Below are 21,229 nucleotides of genomic sequence, written 5' to 3' on the forward strand. Positions count from 1 at the left end.
TGAATCTATTTATTTTTTCTTGGTAAAACCAACCATACAGCTCCTAAAAGAGGAGTTTAGAATGCTCAAATTTAGCAAATACCGGCATCATACGAATATAGTTCCTGGCCGTTTCCCCGGCCGCACCATTTATCCGTAAGTCCCATTCCATGATAAAGGTATGCCGCTTCCGACAAGCATCCACAGAAGTGCCTGCCTCCAGGTAACAACTGCCTGAGCGCTAAACTTTTGAAAAAAACGCTCCGGTTTTTCCGGTGGCTGATCAATAGCGTCCAACCGGGGCAGGTCGGTTTTTGGCATGCAATATGACGTAATAGTGGAGATATGATGCATTATTTTATCAAAAAAACAGAAACTATGAAACGCAAATTGACAATTGGAGCGATGGCCCTTTTCGGGATGATCGGTTTCGCTCATGCCCAGGGTTTTGCCGATGCAAAATTTGGGATTAAAGCGGGTTGGAACAACACAAATATTACCAATGGCCGGGAAGGAATGTTAGATGATAGTAAACGGTTGAATAGCTTCAACGCCGGAGTGATTGGTGCCATCCCTTTAGGGTCTACCTTTGAGATCAGAACAGGCCTGGATCTTACATCCAAAGGAACCGAATCCTCAACAGCGTTGGCAGAAGGTGTAAAGACTACTTATAAAGTAAACCCGTTGTACCTTGAATTGCCGGTGAATGTAGCTGTTATGTTGCCTTTTAATGATAAAGTAAAGGCTTATATAGGAGCGGGGCCTTATGCAGCCGTAGGATTGGGCGGCAAGCTGAAAACAACCGTGCAAACCGGTAACAGTACCACTACATCATCTGAAAATATCGAATGGGGAAATGATAACCCCCTGGATGGCAGCGACCGGAATGGTACGGTTGGATCCGGGCAGTTCAAGCGGTTTGATTTTGGCGCGAATATTATCGGCGGACTGGATTTTGGAAGAGTAGGAGTACACGCACAATATGGAATTGGTCTTACCAATACCGCTCCCGGCGGCAGCAATGATAATAACGCCAACAAAAATAATCAGCATCGCGCCCTTGGCGTAAGCGGGGTCTTTTATTTTTAATAAACCATAAAGGTACTCCGGATGGATCAGGATCACGGCTGCATGAAAGGTAGCTGTGATCTTTTTGATTTTGGGATACAATGCGTACCATGGCTACTGCTCAAATAATTGCTGATACTTCTTTAACGCGGACTCAAGATGAATTCCCTTGCCCAATACGGGCTTAAACAGGTCGCCGGTTTCTCTAACGCGATGCACGGCATTTTTAATGGTAAAATCCGTCATCTTCAGACCGGGTTTTAATTCATTCCAATGCAGGGGCATCGAAACAGTGGCCCCCGGTTTTGGACGCAGTGAGTACGGACAAGCCAGTGTGGCTCCGGGCCGGTTCTGCAGGAAGTCGAGGTACATTTTCCCCTTCCTGTTTTTTACGATCCGTTCCAGGCTTGTAAAAGACGGGTATTGCTGTTGCACCACGCCTGCTATCAAACGTCCGAACATTTGAGATTGGTCGTAGGTGTATTTTGCCCCTAAAGGGATATAGATATGGATGCCGGTGGATCCCGAGGTTTTGCAAAAACAGGGTACGTCGATGGCACTCAATACCTCTTTGATCGTCACCGCCACCCGTATCACCTGGTCAAAACTGTTTTTATCCGGATCCAGGTCGAGCACACAATAGTCCGGATGATCCGGTGATTGAATCCGGCTGAACCAGGGATTCATTTCAATGCAGCCCAAAGCGGCCATCCACAGCAATGTAGCCTCATCATCGCCCACCAGGAATTCTTTATTTTCCCCATCGCTTGTTGTATAAGGGAATGTTTTTACCCAATCGGGAGATTTGCCTTTTACATCCTTTTGGTAAAAGCCGGGCTTGTTGATGCCGTTGGGAAAACGGTTAAGCGATTGCGGCCGGTCTTTCAGGTAAGGAAGCATGTACTCTGCAACCTGGTAATAGTAATTAAACAGGTCTCTTTTTGTGTATCCCTCCTTTGGCCAGAATACCTTGCTCAGGTTGGTAAATTTCAACGCACGGCCATTGATCGTACGCACCTGCGTTTCGTTGGTTGGATTCAGTAAGGTTTTCCGGCGTTGATCTTTAGGTGGTTTCATCAGCACGGCGGCCGGCTGCTGCTGGTCATTAACTTCGTGCACTATTTTTTGGGTATTGGCTTCGGTTTCACGAATAACCTTCCCGGCCTTTTTATCGCCACGCATGCCTTCAAAGGAAGGGTGCCGGAAAACGCCGTCCTCCGTGACTTCCGCAAAAGAGATCTCGCAAACGAGCTTTGGCCTGAGCCAGGTTGGTTTTGCGCCCATGCGCTGCCTGAACCGGGAAGGTTTGTCTACGTCAATTTTTTCACTGAAAGGTGATCGGTCTGTAATAAGGGGCTCAAAGGTTTTCATCATGTCTTTTTGCAGCTTATCAGAAAAGCCGGTTCCAACCTTGCCGGCATAACGCAGCTTGCCCTTATCATACACTGCCAGCAGAAGGGCGCTAAACGTTTTGGAGGTGCCGGCGTTCTTTGTAAAGCCGGCAATGATCACCTCCTGTCGTTTATGAACCTTGATCTTCAGCCACTCTTTGCTGCGCAGGTCTGCTGTATAAACGCTGTCGGCCCGCTTTGCCATTATACCTTCCAGGCCCATTTTTTGAGCTGCTGCAAACATTTCCGTACCCGGCACATGGAACACATTACTAAGACGGATATGATCGTTGCCGGCGGGCAACACCGCCTTTAAGATAACCTGCCGTTCGGCAAGCGGTAGTCCCATCAGGTTTTTGCCATTGTACCAAAGAATATCAAATACGTAAAATGCCAGTTCCGCATCCGCTTCACTGCGCCAGTTCTGCAGGACATTGAAATTGGAACCGCCCTGTTCGTTTAAAGCAACAATTTCCCCATCGAATACAGCATTGAGCTTCCACTTACTGATAATATCATAAATCGGATAAAATTTTTTATCGAAAGATTTATTATTCCGGGACAATAGCCGGGCTTGTCCGTTTTTTATAAAAGCCAGGGTTCGGTAGCCATCCCATTTGATCTCATAAAGCCAGTCCGGATCGTCGAAAGGCTGATCCACGAGGGTTGCAAGCATGGGCTTGATGTCTGCAGGCATTTTGCCGCGTTTGGCTTTTGCCAGCAATGCGGTTGCATCTGCTGCCAACGTCTCTTCAAGGGGCGCACTGGCTGTTACGGAAGAAGCGCGTTTTGCGGATGATGTTTTGGACGCTGACTTTTTTTTTGTTGCGGTGCCCGGCGGCGCCTGGCCGTAAATATTCCTACTGGTTGCTGCTATTTTTTCAATGGTTTTGCCCGACTGGACGGATTTGTCCTTTAATAATATATCCTTTACAGAGGAATACCGGTCGTCCAGTTTCATCAATAACCACGCATTCTCTCCGCGGCCCGGCGCACGAACGAGCGCGAATGCTCCTTTTAATTTTTTGCCGTGGAGCAAAAATTTTATTTTTCCGCTAAGCAAACCATGAAGCAGGTGCTTTTCCTGCGCAGCCTTTGGTTGATCTTCCAGATCCGCATCCGTAAAAGTGCCTTCATCCCAAACCATTACAGTTCCGCCACCATATTGCCCTTTGGGGATGATACCTTCAAAATTGCGGTAATCATAGGGATGATCTTCCACCATCATTGCCAGCCGTTTTATCTTCGGGTCGGTAGACGGGCCCTTTGGCACGGCCCAGCTTTTCAATACCCCGCGCATTTCAAGACGAAAATCATAATGAAGATGTGAGGCTGCATGTTTTTGTACTACAAAGTGCAGCAAATTGCTGTCTGCTTTTTCTTTTCCAAAGGGCTCGGGCGTTTTGGCGGGATCGCGTTTTTGCCGGTATTTTGTGAGCGACATAGGGTCCGTTATTTATGATTTACATGTCTTTTTTTTAAGTATTGCTCCAGGATTTTCCGGTTGTTGGTGCCTGTTGCTTTTATGGCGCCGATCACGGCCTGGCCGGATACGCCCAGTTTGTCTTTGAAGAACTGTATTTCATATTTTTCGGATCCGCTTACGTTACTGCGGTCGCGCCCGTCGCGGATTTTTTTATTGTCTGCCATCGCGGAAGATTTATAAAGTTACACAAGAGTCAGGAACGGCATCCGGTCGTTTGCGGATTGCTCCCTGCACCGGTGGTTCAGCGGAAAGTATACTAGTATGTTATTTCGAAGCGCAAAATTGTTGCCAAAGGTCAAAGGCACCGGTAAAGTAGCCGGATAGCACCGTCATAGGACTGAACTTTCCGGGGGCGGTTGATAAACGTCCGGCTTTTGGTGAAGCAGACCGGCTCCTGGAATTTCGGGAACCGGCCGCCGGTGATGTGGAATTTTTGCCCGGGCGGCGGTGTAAACCGGGCATGGGGTTGCGTGGTTTCCGCCAATAGCCGTACAACTGTGCCGGAAGCATATCCGGAATGGTAATTGTAGCTGAAAACGACAAACCGGCAACTGCCGATGGTATCGCGCCCGGCGGCCGGTAAAAATCAGTAATCATGAAAGCGGAGGAATGGTTGCACAGGATGTATGCCTGGATGATAAAGCACGGACCTGCTGTGCTGCTGGCCCTGGTGGTATTGCTGCTAGGCTTATGGCTGATACGGCTCTTTTCAGCATATCTAAGTCGTGTGATGCAGAAACGGCAGGTCGACCGTTCACTAAAGCCCTTTCTTCAAAGTATGGTGATACTGCTGCTCCGGGTATTGTTGTTACTGGCTGTTATGCAGATAGCAGGCGTTACCATGACGCTGTTTGCCGCGCTCGTAACCTCTTTTGGAGTGGCAGCCGGACTGGCGCTTTCCGGTACCTTACAGAATTTTGCCAGCGGTGTGCTCATTCTTTTTCTAAAACCGTTCAGAGCGGGCGATCATATTATTGCCCAGGGCCAGGAAGGTGCGGTAACTGAAATCCGGATCTTTTATACGATCGTTACCACCTTCGATAACCGGATCGTAGTGATCCCCAACAGCAAACTGTCTAATGAAGTAATTGTTAACGTGAGCGCATCCGGCAATCGCCGGCTGGACATTGAGCTGAAGTTTACAAATGGCGTCGATTATGAACAGGTAAAGCGAGTCATCGATCAGGCCATTGACGATGCTGGCAGCATTCTTCATGAACCGCCCAAGCGGATCGGCATTTCTTCTTTGGAGCCGGATGGCTACAAGGTGATGCTGAACCTATGGGTCAGCGCACATGGTTTTATCGATATCAAGCTCCAGTTCCAGGAAAGGCTGCTGCAGCGCCTGAAACAATCAGGACTGCCACTGCCGGGGATGTAATTACTTTTCCGGTTGATACTGGCTGAGCGCCAATGCGTGCGCTGCAAGTGCGGCAGCGTTTTTGTGGGCAATGCCTTTGATCGCCTTAAGGGGCTGCCATTTACCTTTCTGGAGCTCCAGCACCAGGACATCATTCCGGCTATTGAAGATAACACAGAGCTCTGGTTTGCCGTCTGAGCGATAAAACGCAAAATGATAATGGACATGGCCGATCGCCATTTCGGCAGTGGGTGGTTCCGCCGCCTGGAGTTCCGTTGTTCCGGCCGTTTTTTTCTTTTTGAGCCCTGGTCGTTCCTTTTGTTTTCCGGAATGGCGCAGCTTTATAGAATCCGGGTTGTAATCCGGCACCATCAGCCGGATGGTTCTGCTCAGGTCTGCGCCTAAAACATCTTCTTCAACGGCAAATTGATCCTTAAATTTCTGCAGCACCGTTCCGGAGGAAGTACGCTTTAGTATAAACCGGCCTTTGAGCCGCTGGCCTTGAAAGATAAATGAGAAGGATCGTTGCTTGATGCCTGCTTTTACCTTCTTTTCAACAGCAGCCCGGTCATCTCCTTTGTTAACGGTGTACCGTCCTTTATCGTACACCTGTTTGCCGGGGATTTCTTTGGGAAGGATGGCTCTTAGCCGGATCACTTTTCGCGCAAACCGGGGGTCGCGGGTGGGAGGGTAGTTGCTTACCCAGGCATAATACATACCTCCGACCTCCAGGCAGATGTGAAATTCTTTTGCATTCGGCTGGTAAACGATAAATAGCGGTAAGTCTTTATCAGATCGGGCCATCCTCCGTTGTAAAGCGCAAGAACTGTTCCATATTGTTGACTGATAAATATGGCCGGTAGCGAAGCGGCCTTCTATTGGATCGTATTGCAGCTCAATCTACGGCGGCTGTTGCAGGGTCGCCGGAAGCGAGCGGCAATGTGAAATAAAAAGCACTGCCTTTTCCGGGCCAGCTTTCTACTGCAATTGTTCCGTCGTGCGCCTTTATAATTTCGCTGCATATAAACAGGCCGATGCCGAATCCCGACACGTATTTTGTCTGCGTGTTCCGGACCCGGTAAAACCGTGTAAAGATCAGGGGCTGGTCCTCAAGGCGGATCCCCGGGCCGGTGTCTTCAACAGTCAGTCGCAGCCGGCCGTTTGTTACATGACTTTCGATGGTGATGGCGGAGCCGCCCGGTGCATATTTAACCGCATTGCTGATCAGGTTATGAATAACCTGGGCGATCTTCTCCCGGTCGGCAGCAACCCAGGCTTCTACGGATTTAAAAGAAAGCGTATGGCTGGTAACGGTTGTTTTAAGTTCATCTTCCAATTCGTGTAACAGCTTACGAAAATCAAACCGCTCGATATGCATATGCATGCCAGGTGATTCAAAGCGGGCCGCATTCAAAAAGTTGTGGAGCATACGCGTCATCTTTTCAAGTTGTTTGCCAACAATGGTCAGCATTGCTGCAGTGGGCTGATCGTTGTCGGTTAAGGCCCTGGCCTGGAGTATTTCAACAAAGCCGGTTGCAGAGGTAAGCGGTGTTCTCAATTCATGACTGATGGTACTGATAAAATCATTTTTGCGTTGTTCGTTTTCCTTGATTTCGGTAATGTCAACCAATGAATGAATATAGCCTGCAAAGGAACCATCGGAATGGAAGCGGGGTGTTACCTGCAGCAGTAACCACAGGTAAGAGCCGTCTGCCCTGATCATACGGAATTCGGATTTCCGGCGAAGCTTTCTCCCGGTGTCCAGCTTAAGTAAGTTTTCAAGCCGGGCTTTGTCGTCCGGATGCACGAGATCGGTCCAGCCGGATGCTAGCAGGCTTGGTATCGAACGCCCCGTTACAACGGCCCACAGGCGGTTGAAATACCGATTTGACCCTTGTGCATCGGTTACGTTGATCATTACATCTGTGCCTTCCGCCATATTACGGAAGCGATTTTCGCTTTCCGCAATTTTCATCTCTGCATTTCGGATCTCGGTAATATCCCGGGTGGTGCCGGCAACGGCCTCCACTTCGCCCCGTTCATTAAATACGGGCGTAAAAATATAATCATAGATCCGCCGGCCTAAAACGGCATGCGGAAAGGACACTTCTCCCCGGATGGGTTGTTTTGTGTTTCGGACGGTGTCAATTTCTCTTTCGTGCATTTCTGCATGCCAATCTTCATAGCCGTTTTCCCGCAATCCTTTTCCGATGGCCTCATCCCATGATTTCCCCCACATGGTAAGCAGGGCCTTGTTGGCATAGGTGAACCGGTAGTTCAGGTCAAAAACGTAGATCAGGTCGGGTGTGCTTGCCGTAATGGTTTCGTATAAACGGATTTGCCGTTCTGCTACAAGCTTCGCTGTTTGCATCAAATCCGTAGCGCGGCGGCTTTCCGTAATATCAGTGATCCCCACAAACCATTCAAGGAATTGACCCAGGTGGTCCAGTAACGGAACGGCAGTGAATAGCGCCCAGCCGGTGTGCCCATCAGCGGTTAAAACGCGCTGTTCGAACCGGAATTTTTTCCTTTCCGGAATGCCCCTCCCGATCGCACCGGAAAGTGCGGCCTGTGCATTTAACGGAATGTACTTTTGCACCCAGTCAGCAGCAGGTGTGGCCGTTGTGGCCAGGAAACCGGTTCCTTTAAAACTGAGCAATTGATCCCAGTTGCTGCTCATTCTAAAAACAGCATCAAATGCGGCAATGATACATGCGGTTAAATGGGTTTCAGGCTCCATAAAGATCTATGTGTTTAGAGGCTGCACAAGATAATCAATCCATCGGTAATGATGAATTTTCTCTGTAAATCTTGAATGGCCCTTGCGCGCCTGACGAAATTTTGCCGCAGGTTGCGGTTTTAATTTTAGACGCAAAAAACGCAAGGAATCCGCGAGGAACGCAATGGTGGTATTCGAAGCCTTTGCGAACTTTGCGAAAACCCTTTTCCTCAATAAAATAAACAGTTGCGTTTGCTCCTCTTCTTTTAAGATCTTGCTAATCGCGGATCTTCTCAAAAACGGCTGCGTATCCTGATATGGCGCCTGATTATTTGGCAGATTTAGCCGGGACCCTTTTAGATGGCCCCCCTGTTTTATATATATAACCTCCAAAAAATGGTTTCCATGTGCTGTTTTTAATATAAATTCAATTATGTTTTTAAATTTGCGATAAGAATAACAACGTAACATCCTGTGGAGTACCTTTTCCTGCCACCTCCTTACGATCTTAACGCATATATTAGTCACTTTTGGGTGGGGATATGGGATGTGAATGCACGATCATCCAACACCAGGCATATCATTATTGCCAACAGTTTACTGGAAATTACCTTTGCGTTTGCGGATCATACCCGGCATGCGGAATTGCTGTTTGCCACGGTGCAGGGGCAAACCGATAAGCCGCGGCAGGATGCGGTACCGGGCTTTTATAAGTTGTTAGGCGTATCCATTTATGCGCATGCTATTCCGAATTTGTTTGGCTTGCCGGCCGCTGCGTTGCATAACGAACATCTTTCACTAAATACCTTTTTGTCGTCAAAAGCAGACGCGCTTAGCGAACGCATTGCCCTGGCAAATACGACTGAAGAACGAGTTGGCCTGCTGTCTGATTTCTTTAGAGCGCGGTTAAAAAAGACCGCGTTTAAAGACAAGCTGATGTTGCATGCTATGCATAAAATGAAATTGGATAGTGATGTTAAAATCGCTGAACTGGCACAACGGTCCTGCCTGTCGCAGAAGCAGTTTAACAGAAGATTTAAAGATTTTACCGGGTTCAATCCTAAACTATTTGCAAGAATTATCCGACTTGAAGCCGCGATCAAAAGTTATGTACCCAATGCTCCGCTCACGGACCTGGCTCACAGGAGTGGTTATTACGATCAGGCGCATTTCATTCATGAATTTAAAACGCTAACAGATTTTAGCCCCGGGGATTTCTGGAAGTTAACCGGGGATTAAAGGATGTCCATTTTTTACAATTTTGGGAAAAACAGTCGCGCTACGTTTGCCTAATCATTGATGCAAACGTTTTTTAAATGACATCCAACAGTAACATAAAAATGGCGGGTAGCTTTTACCTGCTTTCAATAGTAACGGGCTTGCTTAGCGTAGCTCCTTCGGTAGATGGGGCAGATTATCTGGTTCAGGCGGCAGCAAATGAATATCAGGTGATTATTGCTGCTGTTTTTCAATTCATCATATCGTTTGCGTATTTAGGCGTAGCGGTCTTATTATATCCCATTATCAAAAAATATAATAACCATTTAGCTGTTGGGTTTCTGAGCTGCCGGATAATTGCCGTAACCCTTTGTTTGATAGCTACAGTATTGCTGTTGGCATTTATAGCATTAAGTAAAGACTGTGAGCAGTATCCGTCTCAGGCCTCAGGAGCATTCCGGGCTATCGGAACTATATTAAAAACCTTAAGAGATTTGATCAATCACGTGTTTATGATAGGGGTATTGTGCATAGGGAATGTACTTTTTTTCTTTTTGCTGATTAAAGCAAAAATGATTCCTGAATGGCTTTCCTGTTGGGGCATAGTGGCCAATATATTGTCGATAGGTGCAAGCGCCCTGGTGTTGTTTAAAGTCGTGGATATTATAACGCCCGTCTATTTAGTGTTAAATGCGCCAACGGTTTTACTGGACCTGATACTTGGCTTATGGCTGATCGTAAAGGGGCTGAACCACGAACATTGCAATGGTAAATGAAAAAAATCTATACAATCGTAGATACATATTGAAGTGCCGGAAAGAGTTGGACTTAGAGGAGTGTTTATCGCCAATCAGGCGGTATGATCCTGAGTTCTCTACTCCAGATATGGTACGGTACCGGGGCGGGCAGGCAATCGTTTCAGCAGCCGCTACCCGTTTGCAGCCGAATACCGGTGCCCTTGACTGCCGGGATCCCGGCATCCGGCCTAAGAACCAGAACTGTGCAGGGGCGCTCAATGATGAACATCACAACAAAGGATGATGTCAATTATGCATTATTTCCATGGGAGTTTAGCCGTCATTGTGTATCTTTGAGGGGTGAGAAAATGGATCGCTATATGTATGCTTTCTGTTTACCTGGTTTCTGCCACCGAGGTCTCCCAGTTACTCAAAATACCCATACTGGTAAAACATTTTGTAGACCACAGGCAGCAGGACCCGGGAATGACGCTTTGGGCATTCCTGAAAATGCATTACGATCACCCGGTTAAAGATGCTGACTATCAAACGGATCAGCAGCTGCCTTTTGTAACCCATTCCGGAAGTCTAACGCTTGTTTTTACCACAGATACTCATTTTTCTCTGGAAATAAAAAAGTGGGTGTTTCCCTTTCCAAAGCGTATCACACCTTATAAAAATGTCTTTTACGATAAGGACGTTTTCAATGCTATCTGGCAACCTCCCCGGGCCTGCTGATCGCTTTTTTGTTGTTTTATTCCTATGAAGGGTATTGAATCATGTGTATTTGAAGCCTTTCAAAAATGTAACCGTATCGCCGGTCTTCATCTGCTGATGCATAGCGTCTGATGATACTTGTTTCCTGCATACCTGCGGATTCCTGCTGCCAGCCGCTCCGTATAAGGGATAAAGCAATTTTTATCACCCATTCTTTCATACTTAAGAAGTAAGAAATTACCATGCTTACTAAAATTATAACCTTTTCCGTAAGAAATAAACTCATTATTGCATTACTGATCCTGGCACTGATAGGCGTTGGTGCTTACCAGGTAACCCAACTGCCGGTGGATGCGGTTCCGGATATTACCAATAACCAGGTACAGGTCATTACAGTGGCGCCGTCATTCGGTGCTACCGATATCGAACGCCTGGTTACATTTCCGATTGAGCAGGCTAACAGCAATATCTCGGGGTTAAAGGAGATCCGGAGCTTCTCCCGGTTCGGACTTTCATTGGTTACGATTGTGTTTGATGATGACATAGATGTCTACTGGGCACGCCAGCAGGTTGCGGAACGGCTGCAACAGGTGCAGCAGGAGATTCCGCAAGGGATCGGAAGTCCTCGCCTGGGGCCCATTTCCACAGGCCTTGGAGAAATCTATCAGTATGTAGTGCGTCCCAAAAAAGGATACGAACAGAAATATTCTGTTACCGAACTGCGCACCATCCAGGACTGGATCGTGCGAAGGCAGCTGCTGAGTGTTAAAGGTGTAGCGGAAGTCAGCAGCTTTGGTGGAAAATTAAAGCAGTACGAAATAGCGGTGCATCCCGACAGGATGAATGCTTACGGCATTACCATTAATGATGTTTTTAATGCATTAAGCGACAATAATCAGAATACCGGCGGCGCTTATATTGAAAAAGGTCCCACGGTACTTTATATCCGCAGCGAGGGCCTGGTAGGAAGTACCGCAGATATCGAGCAAATCTCTATTACCGGCAAACAAAACGAAGTACCGCTTTTTATCAGGGATGTAGCGGAGGTCAAAGCCGGTTATGCCACGCGTTATGGAGCCATGACGTATAACGACAATGGGGAAGTATCCGGAGCCGTGGTCATGATGCTCAAGGGCGCTAATAGCAGCCAGGTGATCAAAGATGTAAAAGCCCGGGTTGCCGAAATACAAAAAACACTTCCGGAAGGGGTACTGATCGAACCCTTTCTTGATCGCACCAAGATGGTGAATCATGCCATCAGTACCGTTGAAACCAATCTCATGGAAGGTGCCCTGATCGTGGTTTTTATCCTCGTGCTGTTTTTAGGAAACATCCGTGCAGGCCTTCTTGTGGCATCCGTGATTCCCCTGGCGATGCTTTTTGCCATTTGCATGATGAATCTTTTTGGTGTTAGTGGAAACCTCATGAGTTTGGGTGCACTGGATTTCGGGCTGATCATCGACGGAGCTGTCATCATCGTGGAATCGGTATTGCACCAGCTGATGCTGCATCCAAAATTGAAACATCTTTTAAAGGTTCCGGCCGGGGAAATGGATGAGGTCGTAGAAGTGTCGGCGGGCCGGATGATGAATAGTGCTGTTTTCGGGCAGGTGATCATCCTGGTGGTATATCTCCCGATCCTTACCCTTCAGGGCATTGAAGGAAAAATGTTCAAGCCCATGGCGGAAACCGTTGCTTTTGCGCTGCTGGGTGCATTCCTGCTATCCCTTACCTATATTCCCATGATGAGCGCGGTTCTTCTAAGGAAACGGAACCCAAAGCCTTCGTTTTCGGATCGCATGATGAAGAAAACAGAAGCACTTTATCTAAAATCATTGTTCAGGGTGCTGCGAATGCCCAAGGCCATCTTTACGCTGGTACTGGCATTGTTTATACTGGCCATTTTTATCCTTAGCAGGTTGGGGGGGGAATTTATTCCTTCGCTGGAAGAGGGCGATTTTGCCGTTGATACCCGGGTATTGCCGGGTAGCAACCTGAATACCACGATTGAAAGCACCCAGAAGGCGGCCCATATCCTGAAAACCCGGTTCCCCGAAGTGGAGAAGGTGGTTACGAAAATCGGAAGCGGGGAAGTTCCAACGGATCCAATGCCTATGGATGCATCGGATATGATGGTGATCCTGAAAGACAAGAAAAAATGGACCTCCGCCAAAACCTTTCCTGAACTGGCCGATAAGATGACCCGGGCGCTAGATGATGTGCCGGGCATTACCGTTGGATTTCAGTACCCGGTACAGATGCGGTTCAATGAACTGATGACGGGTGCCCGGCAGGATGTTGTATTAAAAATTTTTGGAGACAACCTGGATTCCCTGGTTCAGAGCGCGCAGAAAATAGGCCGGATCATTGAAACGGTTAAGGGAACACAGCATCTGTATATTGAGCCCGTATCGGGGCTCCCGCAGGTGGTCATAAAATACAACCGGCCTGTAATTGCGCAATACCGTCTTTCAATAGCCGATGTAAACCGGATCATCAATGCTGCATTTGCGGGGCAAAGTGCAGGTCTTGTTTTTGAGGGGGAGCGGCGCTTTGACATGGTCGTACGTCTTGACGCCCGTGACCGGAAAAATATCAATGATATCCGGAACCTGCTGGTTCCGACACCTTCCGGCAACCAGATCCCGTTATCGCAACTGGCCAGTGTGCATATTGAGCAGGGGCCGAACCAGGTTCAGCGCGAAAATGCGCAGCGCCGGATCGTGGTTGGCTTCAATATCAAGGACCGGGATGTACAAAGCATCGTGGAAGAACTACAGGCAAAAGTTGAGAAATCCATAAAGCTTCCCGCAGGATATTCGATTAAATACGGAGGCTCATTCGAAAACCTCAATAATGCCAGACGGCGCCTGATGATCGCGGTGCCGATCGCATTGGCCCTCATCTTTATACTGCTGTTCCTGGCATTTAAATCTGTGAAGGAAAGTTTACTGATCTATACCGCCATTCCGCTTTCCATTATCGGCGGCGTCTTTCTGCTCGCACTTAGGGGTATGCCTTTTAGCATTAGTGCCGGGGTTGGATTTATTGCATTGTTTGGTGTAGCGGTGCTGAACGGGATTGTGCTTATTTCCGAGTTTAACCGCCTGCATAAAAGCGGTATCCGCAATATTGTGAGAATCGTAGCAGATGGAGGTGAAAGCCGGCTAAGACCGGTGCTGATGACAGCGTCGGTGGCTTCACTGGGTTTTATACCGATGGCGCTTAGTAACGGAGCGGGAGCCGAAGTGCAGCGGCCTTTGGCAACCGTAGTGATCGGAGGGCTGATGATTGCTACATTGCTTACACTGTTTGTGTTGCCGCTGCTGTATATCACTATAGAAAAAGGATTTAAAATGAAAAAAGTAAAATACAAAAATGGTCTGCCCATATTGATTTTGTGCACCTTGTTCCTGGGAGGGACTGTAAATGCGCAGGTGGCCGTTACATTGGATGAAGCCATTCAACTGGCCCTGCGGCAGAACCGGGAGCTCAAACAGGAGCAGCTCCGCTCCGATTACGCCAAAGCATTAATAAAAACATCTTCTGCCGATATTCCGCATGCCGGCATCACGATGGATTACGGGCAGCTGAACAGTGCTTATAACGATACACGGGTGGGCATTGCGCAAAGTATTGCATTTCCGGCTGTTTATAAACGGCAGAAAAACCTGTATACCGAAGAATGGAAAAAAAGCGAACTCAACGTTTCCCTGCGGGCGTTTGAGCTAAAAAAAGCTGTTAGTCTTACCTATTATAACCTGTTGTACTGGAAGGCAAAGGAGCAACTGCTGGAGGAGGCGCTTCAGCTCTATTCCGATTTCCAGGATAAGGCAGCGCTGCGCCTGAAAGCGGGAGAAAGCAACCTCCTGGAAAAAACCACGGCCGATAACCAGAAGGCGGCCATCAGCATCCAGTTGCAGCAGGTGCGGCAGGAAATACAAACCCTTCGTCTGCAGTTCCGGTGGTTATTAAATACGGAAACAGATTATCTCCCAGCCGATGACCGCAAAGCAGTAGTTGTAATGACTGAAACAGATATGCATCCCCTGCTGAAGCTGCTGGAACAACAGCGGGTGGTAGCGGAACAGCAAACCGCACTGGAAAGATCCAGGCTGCTTCCGGGCCTGGAGCTGGGTTATAACCTGAATAGTTTCAAAGGGATCGGCCCGGATGAAAAACTGTATAATGCAACGCCGCGTTTTCATTCGGTTCAGGCAGGTATATCGGTTCCGTTGTTTTCCCGCGGACAGAAGGCAAGAGTGGAGACCTCAAAAATGGCGGTACAAATAGAAGCTCATCATTTTGAGAATGCACAGGCCGCTTTAAAAAAACAATATGAGCAGCTTTTGCAGGCCTATAAAAGCAACGAGGAAATCGTCCGTCAGTATGAAACATCGGAGCTGAAAAATGCACAGGTCATTGCTGAAACTGCAAAAAAACAGTTTTTAAACGGAGCCATCAATTACCTCGAATTTGTGGTGCTGCAGAACCAGGTCGTTTTGCTAAGGAGCAACTATGCAGAAGCCCTTTGGAAACTGAATGAAAATGCTATTGCGCTTCAATATATCACTGTAAACGAATAGAAACGAAGTAAAAGGGCGTTGTCCCTGTGATCATTAAAAACAAACGCATGAAAACAAAAATATTGATCTATATATCCCTTGCCCTGGTATGTTCAGGAATGCTGACCGCCTGTGGCAGGAAAGAAGAAACAACGCAACCAGCAATGGTTCCCAAAGATGAATACAGGGTTACACTGACGGACGCCCAATTGCGGAATGCGCCGGTTGAAACCAGACAGCTTGCTGCACAGCCGGTTGCTGCAGTGCTGAAGCTGAACGGAAAAATTGATGTTCCGCCGCAGAATATCATTTCCGTGAGCACGCCATTGGGTGGGTACCTGAAAAGTACCCGGTTGCTGCCTGGTATGAAGGTCACAAAAGGCGCAGTGATCGCAATCGTAGAAAATCCGCAGTTTGTACAATTGCAACAGGCTTATTTGGAGGCGAAATCAAAGTTGCATTTTGCCTCCCTGGACTACGATCGTCAGAAATTACTGAATCAAAGCCAGGCCAGCAGCGATAAAATAATGCAGCAGGCGCAATCTGAAATGAACAGCCAGCAGATCCTGATGAATGCCGTTGCCCAGCAATTACAACTGGTTAATATAAGTCCTGCAAGCGTTACCCCCGACAATATCCGCAGAAGCATCCCGGTTTACAGCAGCATCAATGGCTATGTTAGTAAAGTAAATGTCAATATCGGAAAGTATGTAAATCCTTCAGACATTCTTTTTGAATTAGTGAACCCGGATGATATCCACCTGAATCTGAAAGTTTACGAGAAAGATCTTGAATTCCTCAGGCCCGGGCTGCGACTGGTGGCCTACACCAATACCAATCCCGACAAAAAGTACGAGGGGGTGGTACATCTGATAAGCAGGAATGTAGATGCCGGCGGGCTGGCGGAAGTGCATTGCCATTTTGAAAAGTATGATCGCGATCTGATCCCCGGCATCTATATGAATGCCGAAGTTCAGACCGAAACAACCCTTACGCACGTACTACCAGAAGAAAGTGTAGTGGAGTTTGAGGGTAAAACCTACGTTTTTATTGAGGAAAAGACTAAAACATACCGGTTAACGCCGGTTACGGTCGGTACTATGGAAAAAGGATTTATACAGGTGCTGAATGATCAGGATTTTTCGGGGAAAAATATCGTAACAAAAAATGCCTATACGTTGCTGATGAAGCTAAAGAATACCGAAGAAACAACCGAATAAAAAACGGATCCGGCGCTTTCGCTCTTTTTTAAGAGGAACGCTAAAAGAATTTTAGAATGCGTTAAATTTAGTATAATGAAAAAGAAACCTGTTTTAAAAAAAATCATCATCGCCTTACTGGTATTGCTCGGGGTAATACAGTTTTTTGGTGCGGAGAAGAATCGTACGGCCGTGGTTTCAGAAAATGCCCTTGAGAAGCATTATGCAGTACCCGCACATATACAAACATTGCTGAGGACCGGTTGTTACGACTGTCATTCCAATAATACCGAATATCCCTGGTATAGTAAGATACAGCCGGTGGGGTGGTGGCTTGCCAATCATATCAGCTCCGGAAAAAGGCATTTGAATTTTGACGAATTTAATACCTATCCGGCTAAGAAAAAATTACGTAAACTGGACGAGGTGACGGAAACGGTCAATAAAGGCGAAATGCCCCTGACTTCCTATGTGCTGATTCATCGCAAGGCTAAGCTGTCGGATGTGGATCGGAAGGAAATTGAAGCATGGGTAAAAGAAGTTAAAAAGCAAATTCAGTGAGATAATTGTAAGGCACAACAAAAATGAATGGTTATGCTGGAATTCGTAATAATAAAGAATACTGATGCACTATAATATTCCGGAGCATTTAAAGGGACTGACAGCGCACCAGATCCTTGCTTCAAGAAAGCAGTACGGTTACAACCAAATGGGAGGGGTGCACAAAAGCAGCGGACTTGAATTATTGATCGGAATACTGAAAGAGCCCATGCTGATCCTGCTTTTTGTCGTTTCGATCATATATGTGTTGACCGGGGATTATGGAGAAGCCGCATTTATGTTCCTGGCGATCATTGCTGTTTCGGCCATTTCCTTTTACCAGGACAATCGCAGTAAAAAAGCGTTGGAGGCGTTGGAAAAACTGAATGAGCCGTTGAGCGTGGTGATCAGGGACTCGAAAATGGTACAGATACCCACACATGAAATAGCGGTAGGAGATCTCTGCATTACGGAGGAAGGAAAAATGATTAACGCCGACGGTCGGATTGTGCATAGCAACGATTTTTCGGTAAACGAAGCCTCACTCACCGGGGAAAGTTTATCTGTGTTTAAAAGCAGTGATACAACGGACAATAAGGTGTATAGCGGAACCATTGTGGTTTCCGGATTGGCCATTTTTGAAGTGGAAAAGATAGGCGATGAAACCCGTATTGGTAAAATTGGTACTTCAATAGCGGGGATAAAAGAAGAGATATCCCCCCTGCAGCTGCAGATCCGGAAGTTCGTTAAAGTGATGGCGGTCACAGGCGTAATCATCTTCCTGATGGTCTGTATCTTCAATTATTATCATACCAGGGATCTTGTTGAAAGCCTGCTTAATGGTCTTACGCTGGCCATGTCTGTACTTCCTGAAGAAATTCCGGTTGCCTTTACCACTTTTATGGCACTCGGCGCCTGGAAACTGATGCGGGAAGGTGTTATTATCAAGCGAAGCGCCATTGTTGAAACACTGGGCAGCACAACGGTGATCTGTACAGACAAAACCGGAACCATTACTGAAAACCGTATGGAACTGAAGTGCCTCTATGATTATGCCTCAGGCGAAACCTTTAGTGTGGATGGATTTGACGATGACCGGCTGAAAACGCTGATCAGTTATGCGATGTGGAGCAGTGAGCCCGTGCCGTTTGACCCGATGGAAAAAACACTGCACCGGGTATATGAGCAAACACGGCAACCGGATTTGCGCAAGGGGTATCGGCTTTTTTATGAATATCCCCTGGAAGGAACGCCTCCGATGATGACCCATCTCTTCGAAAATGCTGATAAAAAACGGATCATTGCAGCCAAGGGCGCGCCGGAAGCAATTATCGCTGTTTCCCGGCTATCGGAGGACGCAAAAACCAAGATAAGAAATGTTGTTGAAGCGTTTGGACAAGAAGGCTACCGCGTGCTGGGTGTTGCCCGATCGGATTTCGAGGGGAATGCCTTTCCGGAAAAACAGCAGGAATTTGAGTTTGGATTTGTTGGGCTGGTTGCATTTTATGATCCTCCCAAAAAGGGCATTAATGAGGTGTTTCGTCATATTTATGAAGCAGGTATCAAAGTAAAAGTGATTACGGGCGATAATACCGGAACAACAAGAAGTATTGCTGCGCTGGCCGGAATTCGCAACACCGAAGCAACCGTTGAAGGAAAAAAGATCATCGGATATACGGAGGCGGAACTGATGCAGGTGGCTGAAGAAAAAGTACTGTTTACCCGTATGTTTCCGGAGGCGAAGCTGGCAGTGGTTAATGCGCTCAAAAAGAGGGAAGAAGTGGTGGCAATGCTGGGTGACGGTGTAAACGACGGCCCTGCGCTTAAAGCGGCGCATGTGGGGGTGGCCATGGGCGATAAAGGAACGGAGATTGCAAAGGCTGCAGCTTCATTGGTGATTACGAATGACGACCTGGGAAAGCTGGTTACCGGCATTGCAGCCGGCAGACGGATTTATTCCAATATCAAGAAGGCGATCCGGTATATTATTTCAATTCATATCCCCATTATACTTACCGTGTCATTACCCTTATTTCTTGGATGGGTATTTCCCCAGATATTTACTCCGGTTCACGTCATTTTCCTGGAGCTGGTGATGGGCCCTACCTGCTCTATTGTATATGAGAACGAACCGATGGAAAGAAATACGATGCAGCTGCCACCAAGGATTATGACGGATACGTTCCTGAACTGGAGCGAGCTGGTGATGAGCATTGTTCAGGGTGTGGCAATTACCGCGGGTGTGCTGTTTGCGTATCAGTTAACCGTCCGGAACGGGGGCGATGAAGAAAAGACCCGGGCCATGGTTTTCAGCACGTTGATTTTTGCCAATATCCTCCTAAGCCTGGTAAACCGCTCATTCTTTTATAGTATGTTTGAAAGCTTTAGAAATAAAAACCCGCTTTTTTTGATCATTAACGGAATGACATTGGGACTGCTTTTTGCGATGTTGTATTTTAGTCCACTGTCTGTTTTTTTTAAAATTACCGGGTTAAGCCTTCCCGAACTGACTGTTGCTGCGCTGATTGCCGCGGTGTCAGTTTTGTGGTTCGAATTTTATAAATTGATCAAAAGAATCCGCTTGAGACAAGAGGAGCCATGGAGCAGGTCATGACAGATTTGTGAGGGCCGCACCTTCATGCATGCAGTGTATTCTTATAAACTTTTAATATGGAGTTACTCGAACAGATCGTGGAATTTAAATCCTCCCCGGGGTTAATAGCGGAATTATATAAATACGGGATCCAGAAAAATTATAAAGCCGGAAGTATTATCCTGAATGAGCACGCTTCTGTTCGCTCGATCCCGATTGTTACCAAAGGAATGCTAAAGGTAATCCGGACGGAAGAAGACGGCCGTGAAATCCTGTTGTATTATATTAAGGCCGGGGAGAGCTGCATCATGTCTTTTTTGGGCGGACTGCACAACGAAACCAGTAAGGTCAAAGCCGAGGCGGAAGATGATGTTGAAATCCTCTTCCTGCCCATTGAAAAAGTGTCTCTGTTCATTAGAGAGTACCCGCAGTGGCTGGATTATATTTTTCGACTGTACCACAAACGTTTTGAAGAACTGCTTGAAGTTGTGAATGCAATGGCTTTCAAAAAGGTGGATGAACGGTTACTGCTACTGCTTCAGAAGAAAAAAGAGCTGACCGGAAATAAAGTAATAAATATTACACATGAACAGCTGGCCAACGAACTGGGAACGGCTAGAGTGGTGGTGTCGCGGCTGCTAAAACAGCTGGAAGAAAACGGGATGGTTCAGTTGGGCAGAAATAAAATTATACTTATGTAACCAAAGTAGCTGTACAGGTTTTGGAATTGCTGCAGTTTTGCTGTATCAATTTCAGGCATTAATGATTATAGCGGGTTATTTAGCATCTGTTTTTATTGGTATTTCCCTGGGGCTCATTGGTGGCGGCGGCAGTATTCTTACTGTTCCGGTATTGGTGTATTTGTTTGGGATCGATCCGGTGCTGGCCACAGCGTATTCACTTTTTATCGTAGGCATTACCAGTGCAGCCGGCTCTTTTTCTTACCTGGAAAAAGGATGGGTGCATATCAGGGCGGCTGTTGTATTTGGGATTCCGTCTGTAGCCGCAATTTTTTTTACCAGGGCCTGCCTGCTTCCGTTGATTCCGGAGGAGCTTTTTAGTACCCCGGATTTTAAGGTTACGAAAGGTGTTTTGTTGATGTCGCTTTTCGCAGTGCTGATGTTAGTCGCTTCTTATAGTATGATTAAAAAGGGAAAAGACGAAAAAAAACATCGCATGCAACAGCAGCCGAACCGGTATCCCCAACTGGTTCTGCAGGGTGTTCTTATCGGCGGCGTTACCGGGTTAGTGGGTGCAGGTGGCGGATTTCTGATTATTCCTGCCCTGGTACACCTGCTGAAATTGCCAATGAAAACGGCTGTAGGCACATCGTTAGTAATCATTTCAGCCAATTCATTGCTGGGGTTCCTGTTTTCCTTACCCCATATCTCCGTGCAATGGGGACTGCTGGCCGCTATCACATTCATTGCAATAACCGGCATCCTGATTGGCAGCTATCTCTCCACGAAAATTGATGGTAAAATATTGAAACCGGCCTTTGGCTGGTTTGTGCTGGCGATGGGGGTGTATATTCTAATGAAAGAAATTGCTTTATAACAGGATCCAGAAGGGATGGGCATATGGTTTTAGATAATGTAACAAAAGTAACCGTACAAGATAAATAATCGTCGGACATTTACCACATCAACGTATAGCA

General features: G+C 47.0%; 16 protein-coding genes. 12 read left to right on the forward strand and 4 right to left on the reverse strand.

What is annotated here, in order from left to right:
• Nucleotides 1-357: 357 nt before the first annotated feature.
• Nucleotides 358-1,068, forward strand: a complete 711-nt coding sequence (locus LL912_RS02335; protein ID WP_235551948.1) for a porin family protein — start codon at nt 358-360, stop codon at nt 1,066-1,068.
• Nucleotides 1,069-1,161: 93 nt separating this feature from the next.
• Here the strand turns inward: LL912_RS02335 and ligD are convergent, their stop codons facing one another.
• Nucleotides 1,162-3,882, reverse strand: a complete 2,721-nt coding sequence (ligD, locus tag LL912_RS02340; RefSeq protein ID WP_235551949.1) for a DNA ligase D — start codon at nt 3,880-3,882, stop codon at nt 1,162-1,164.
• A gap of 8 nt (nt 3,883-3,890) precedes the next feature.
• Nucleotides 3,891-4,088, reverse strand: coding sequence for a DUF3606 domain-containing protein (locus LL912_RS02345; protein ID WP_235551950.1), 198 nt, complete (start codon nt 4,086-4,088; stop codon nt 3,891-3,893).
• A 210-nt stretch (nt 4,089-4,298) separates the two neighbouring features.
• Between LL912_RS02345 and LL912_RS02350 the strand changes: the two genes are divergently transcribed.
• Together LL912_RS02350 and LL912_RS02355 are read left to right on the forward strand one after the other, a co-directional pair.
• On the forward strand, nt 4,299-4,448 hold the full coding sequence (locus LL912_RS02350) for a hypothetical protein (protein ID WP_235551951.1): 150 nt from the start codon (nt 4,299-4,301) through the stop codon (nt 4,446-4,448).
• 71 nt (nt 4,449-4,519) lie between these two features.
• Complete coding sequence (locus tag LL912_RS02355; RefSeq protein ID WP_235551952.1) at nt 4,520-5,305, forward strand: mechanosensitive ion channel family protein; 786 nt, start codon at nt 4,520-4,522, stop codon at nt 5,303-5,305.
• Here LL912_RS02355 and LL912_RS02360 read toward each other — a convergent pair whose 3' ends face one another.
• Nucleotides 5,306-6,088 carry a hypothetical protein gene (locus tag LL912_RS02360; RefSeq protein WP_235551953.1) on the reverse strand — a complete coding sequence of 261 codons (783 nt, stop codon included), beginning with the start codon at nt 6,086-6,088 and terminating at the stop codon, nt 5,306-5,308. It abuts the gene before it with no gap.
• Between the two features lie 91 nt (nt 6,089-6,179).
• The gene (locus tag LL912_RS02365) at nt 6,180-8,024 is read right to left on the reverse strand and encodes a PAS domain-containing sensor histidine kinase (RefSeq protein ID WP_235551954.1); all 1,845 of its coding nucleotides are present in this window, start codon (nt 8,022-8,024) and stop codon (nt 6,180-6,182) included.
• A 453-nt stretch (nt 8,025-8,477) separates the two neighbouring features.
• On the opposite strand from LL912_RS02365, the gene LL912_RS26050 reads away from it, so the two are divergent.
• From LL912_RS26050 to LL912_RS02410, 9 genes are all read left to right on the forward strand, one after another.
• The gene (locus LL912_RS26050) at nt 8,478-9,242 is read left to right on the forward strand and encodes a helix-turn-helix domain-containing protein (RefSeq protein ID WP_235551955.1); all 765 of its coding nucleotides are present in this window, start codon (nt 8,478-8,480) and stop codon (nt 9,240-9,242) included.
• A gap of 77 nt (nt 9,243-9,319) precedes the next feature.
• Nucleotides 9,320-9,997, forward strand: coding sequence for a DUF4386 domain-containing protein (locus tag LL912_RS02375; protein WP_235551956.1), 678 nt, complete (start codon nt 9,320-9,322; stop codon nt 9,995-9,997).
• A 345-nt stretch (nt 9,998-10,342) separates the two neighbouring features.
• On the forward strand, nt 10,343-10,696 hold the full coding sequence (locus LL912_RS02380; protein WP_235551957.1) for a hypothetical protein: 354 nt from the start codon (nt 10,343-10,345) through the stop codon (nt 10,694-10,696).
• Nucleotides 10,697-10,917: 221 nt separating this feature from the next.
• Nucleotides 10,918-15,261 (forward strand): CusA/CzcA family heavy metal efflux RND transporter, encoded by a 4,344-nt coding sequence (locus LL912_RS02385; RefSeq protein ID WP_235551958.1) that lies wholly within the window; start codon nt 10,918-10,920, stop codon nt 15,259-15,261.
• Between the two features lie 47 nt (nt 15,262-15,308).
• Nucleotides 15,309-16,460, forward strand: coding sequence for an efflux RND transporter periplasmic adaptor subunit (locus LL912_RS02390; RefSeq protein WP_235551959.1), 1,152 nt, complete (start codon nt 15,309-15,311; stop codon nt 16,458-16,460).
• A 75-nt stretch (nt 16,461-16,535) separates the two neighbouring features.
• Nucleotides 16,536-17,000, forward strand: a complete 465-nt coding sequence (locus LL912_RS02395; protein WP_235551960.1) for a heme-binding domain-containing protein — start codon at nt 16,536-16,538, stop codon at nt 16,998-17,000.
• A 64-nt stretch (nt 17,001-17,064) separates the two neighbouring features.
• Nucleotides 17,065-19,593 carry a cation-translocating P-type ATPase gene (locus tag LL912_RS02400; protein ID WP_235551961.1) on the forward strand — a complete coding sequence of 843 codons (2,529 nt, stop codon included), beginning with the start codon at nt 17,065-17,067 and terminating at the stop codon, nt 19,591-19,593.
• 56 nt (nt 19,594-19,649) lie between these two features.
• A complete protein-coding gene (locus LL912_RS02405; RefSeq protein ID WP_235551962.1) occupies nt 19,650-20,273 on the forward strand; it encodes a Crp/Fnr family transcriptional regulator in 624 nt (207 codons plus the stop codon).
• Nucleotides 20,274-20,310: 37 nt separating this feature from the next.
• Nucleotides 20,311-21,129, forward strand: a complete 819-nt coding sequence (locus tag LL912_RS02410) for a sulfite exporter TauE/SafE family protein (protein ID WP_235551963.1) — start codon at nt 20,311-20,313, stop codon at nt 21,127-21,129.
• The last annotated feature ends 100 nt before the right edge of the window (nt 21,130-21,229 follow it).

Origin of the sequence: Niabella agricola (assembly GCF_021538615.1) — a bacterium.
GTDB classification, from domain to species: Bacteria; Bacteroidota; Bacteroidia; order Chitinophagales; family Chitinophagaceae; genus Niabella; species Niabella agricola.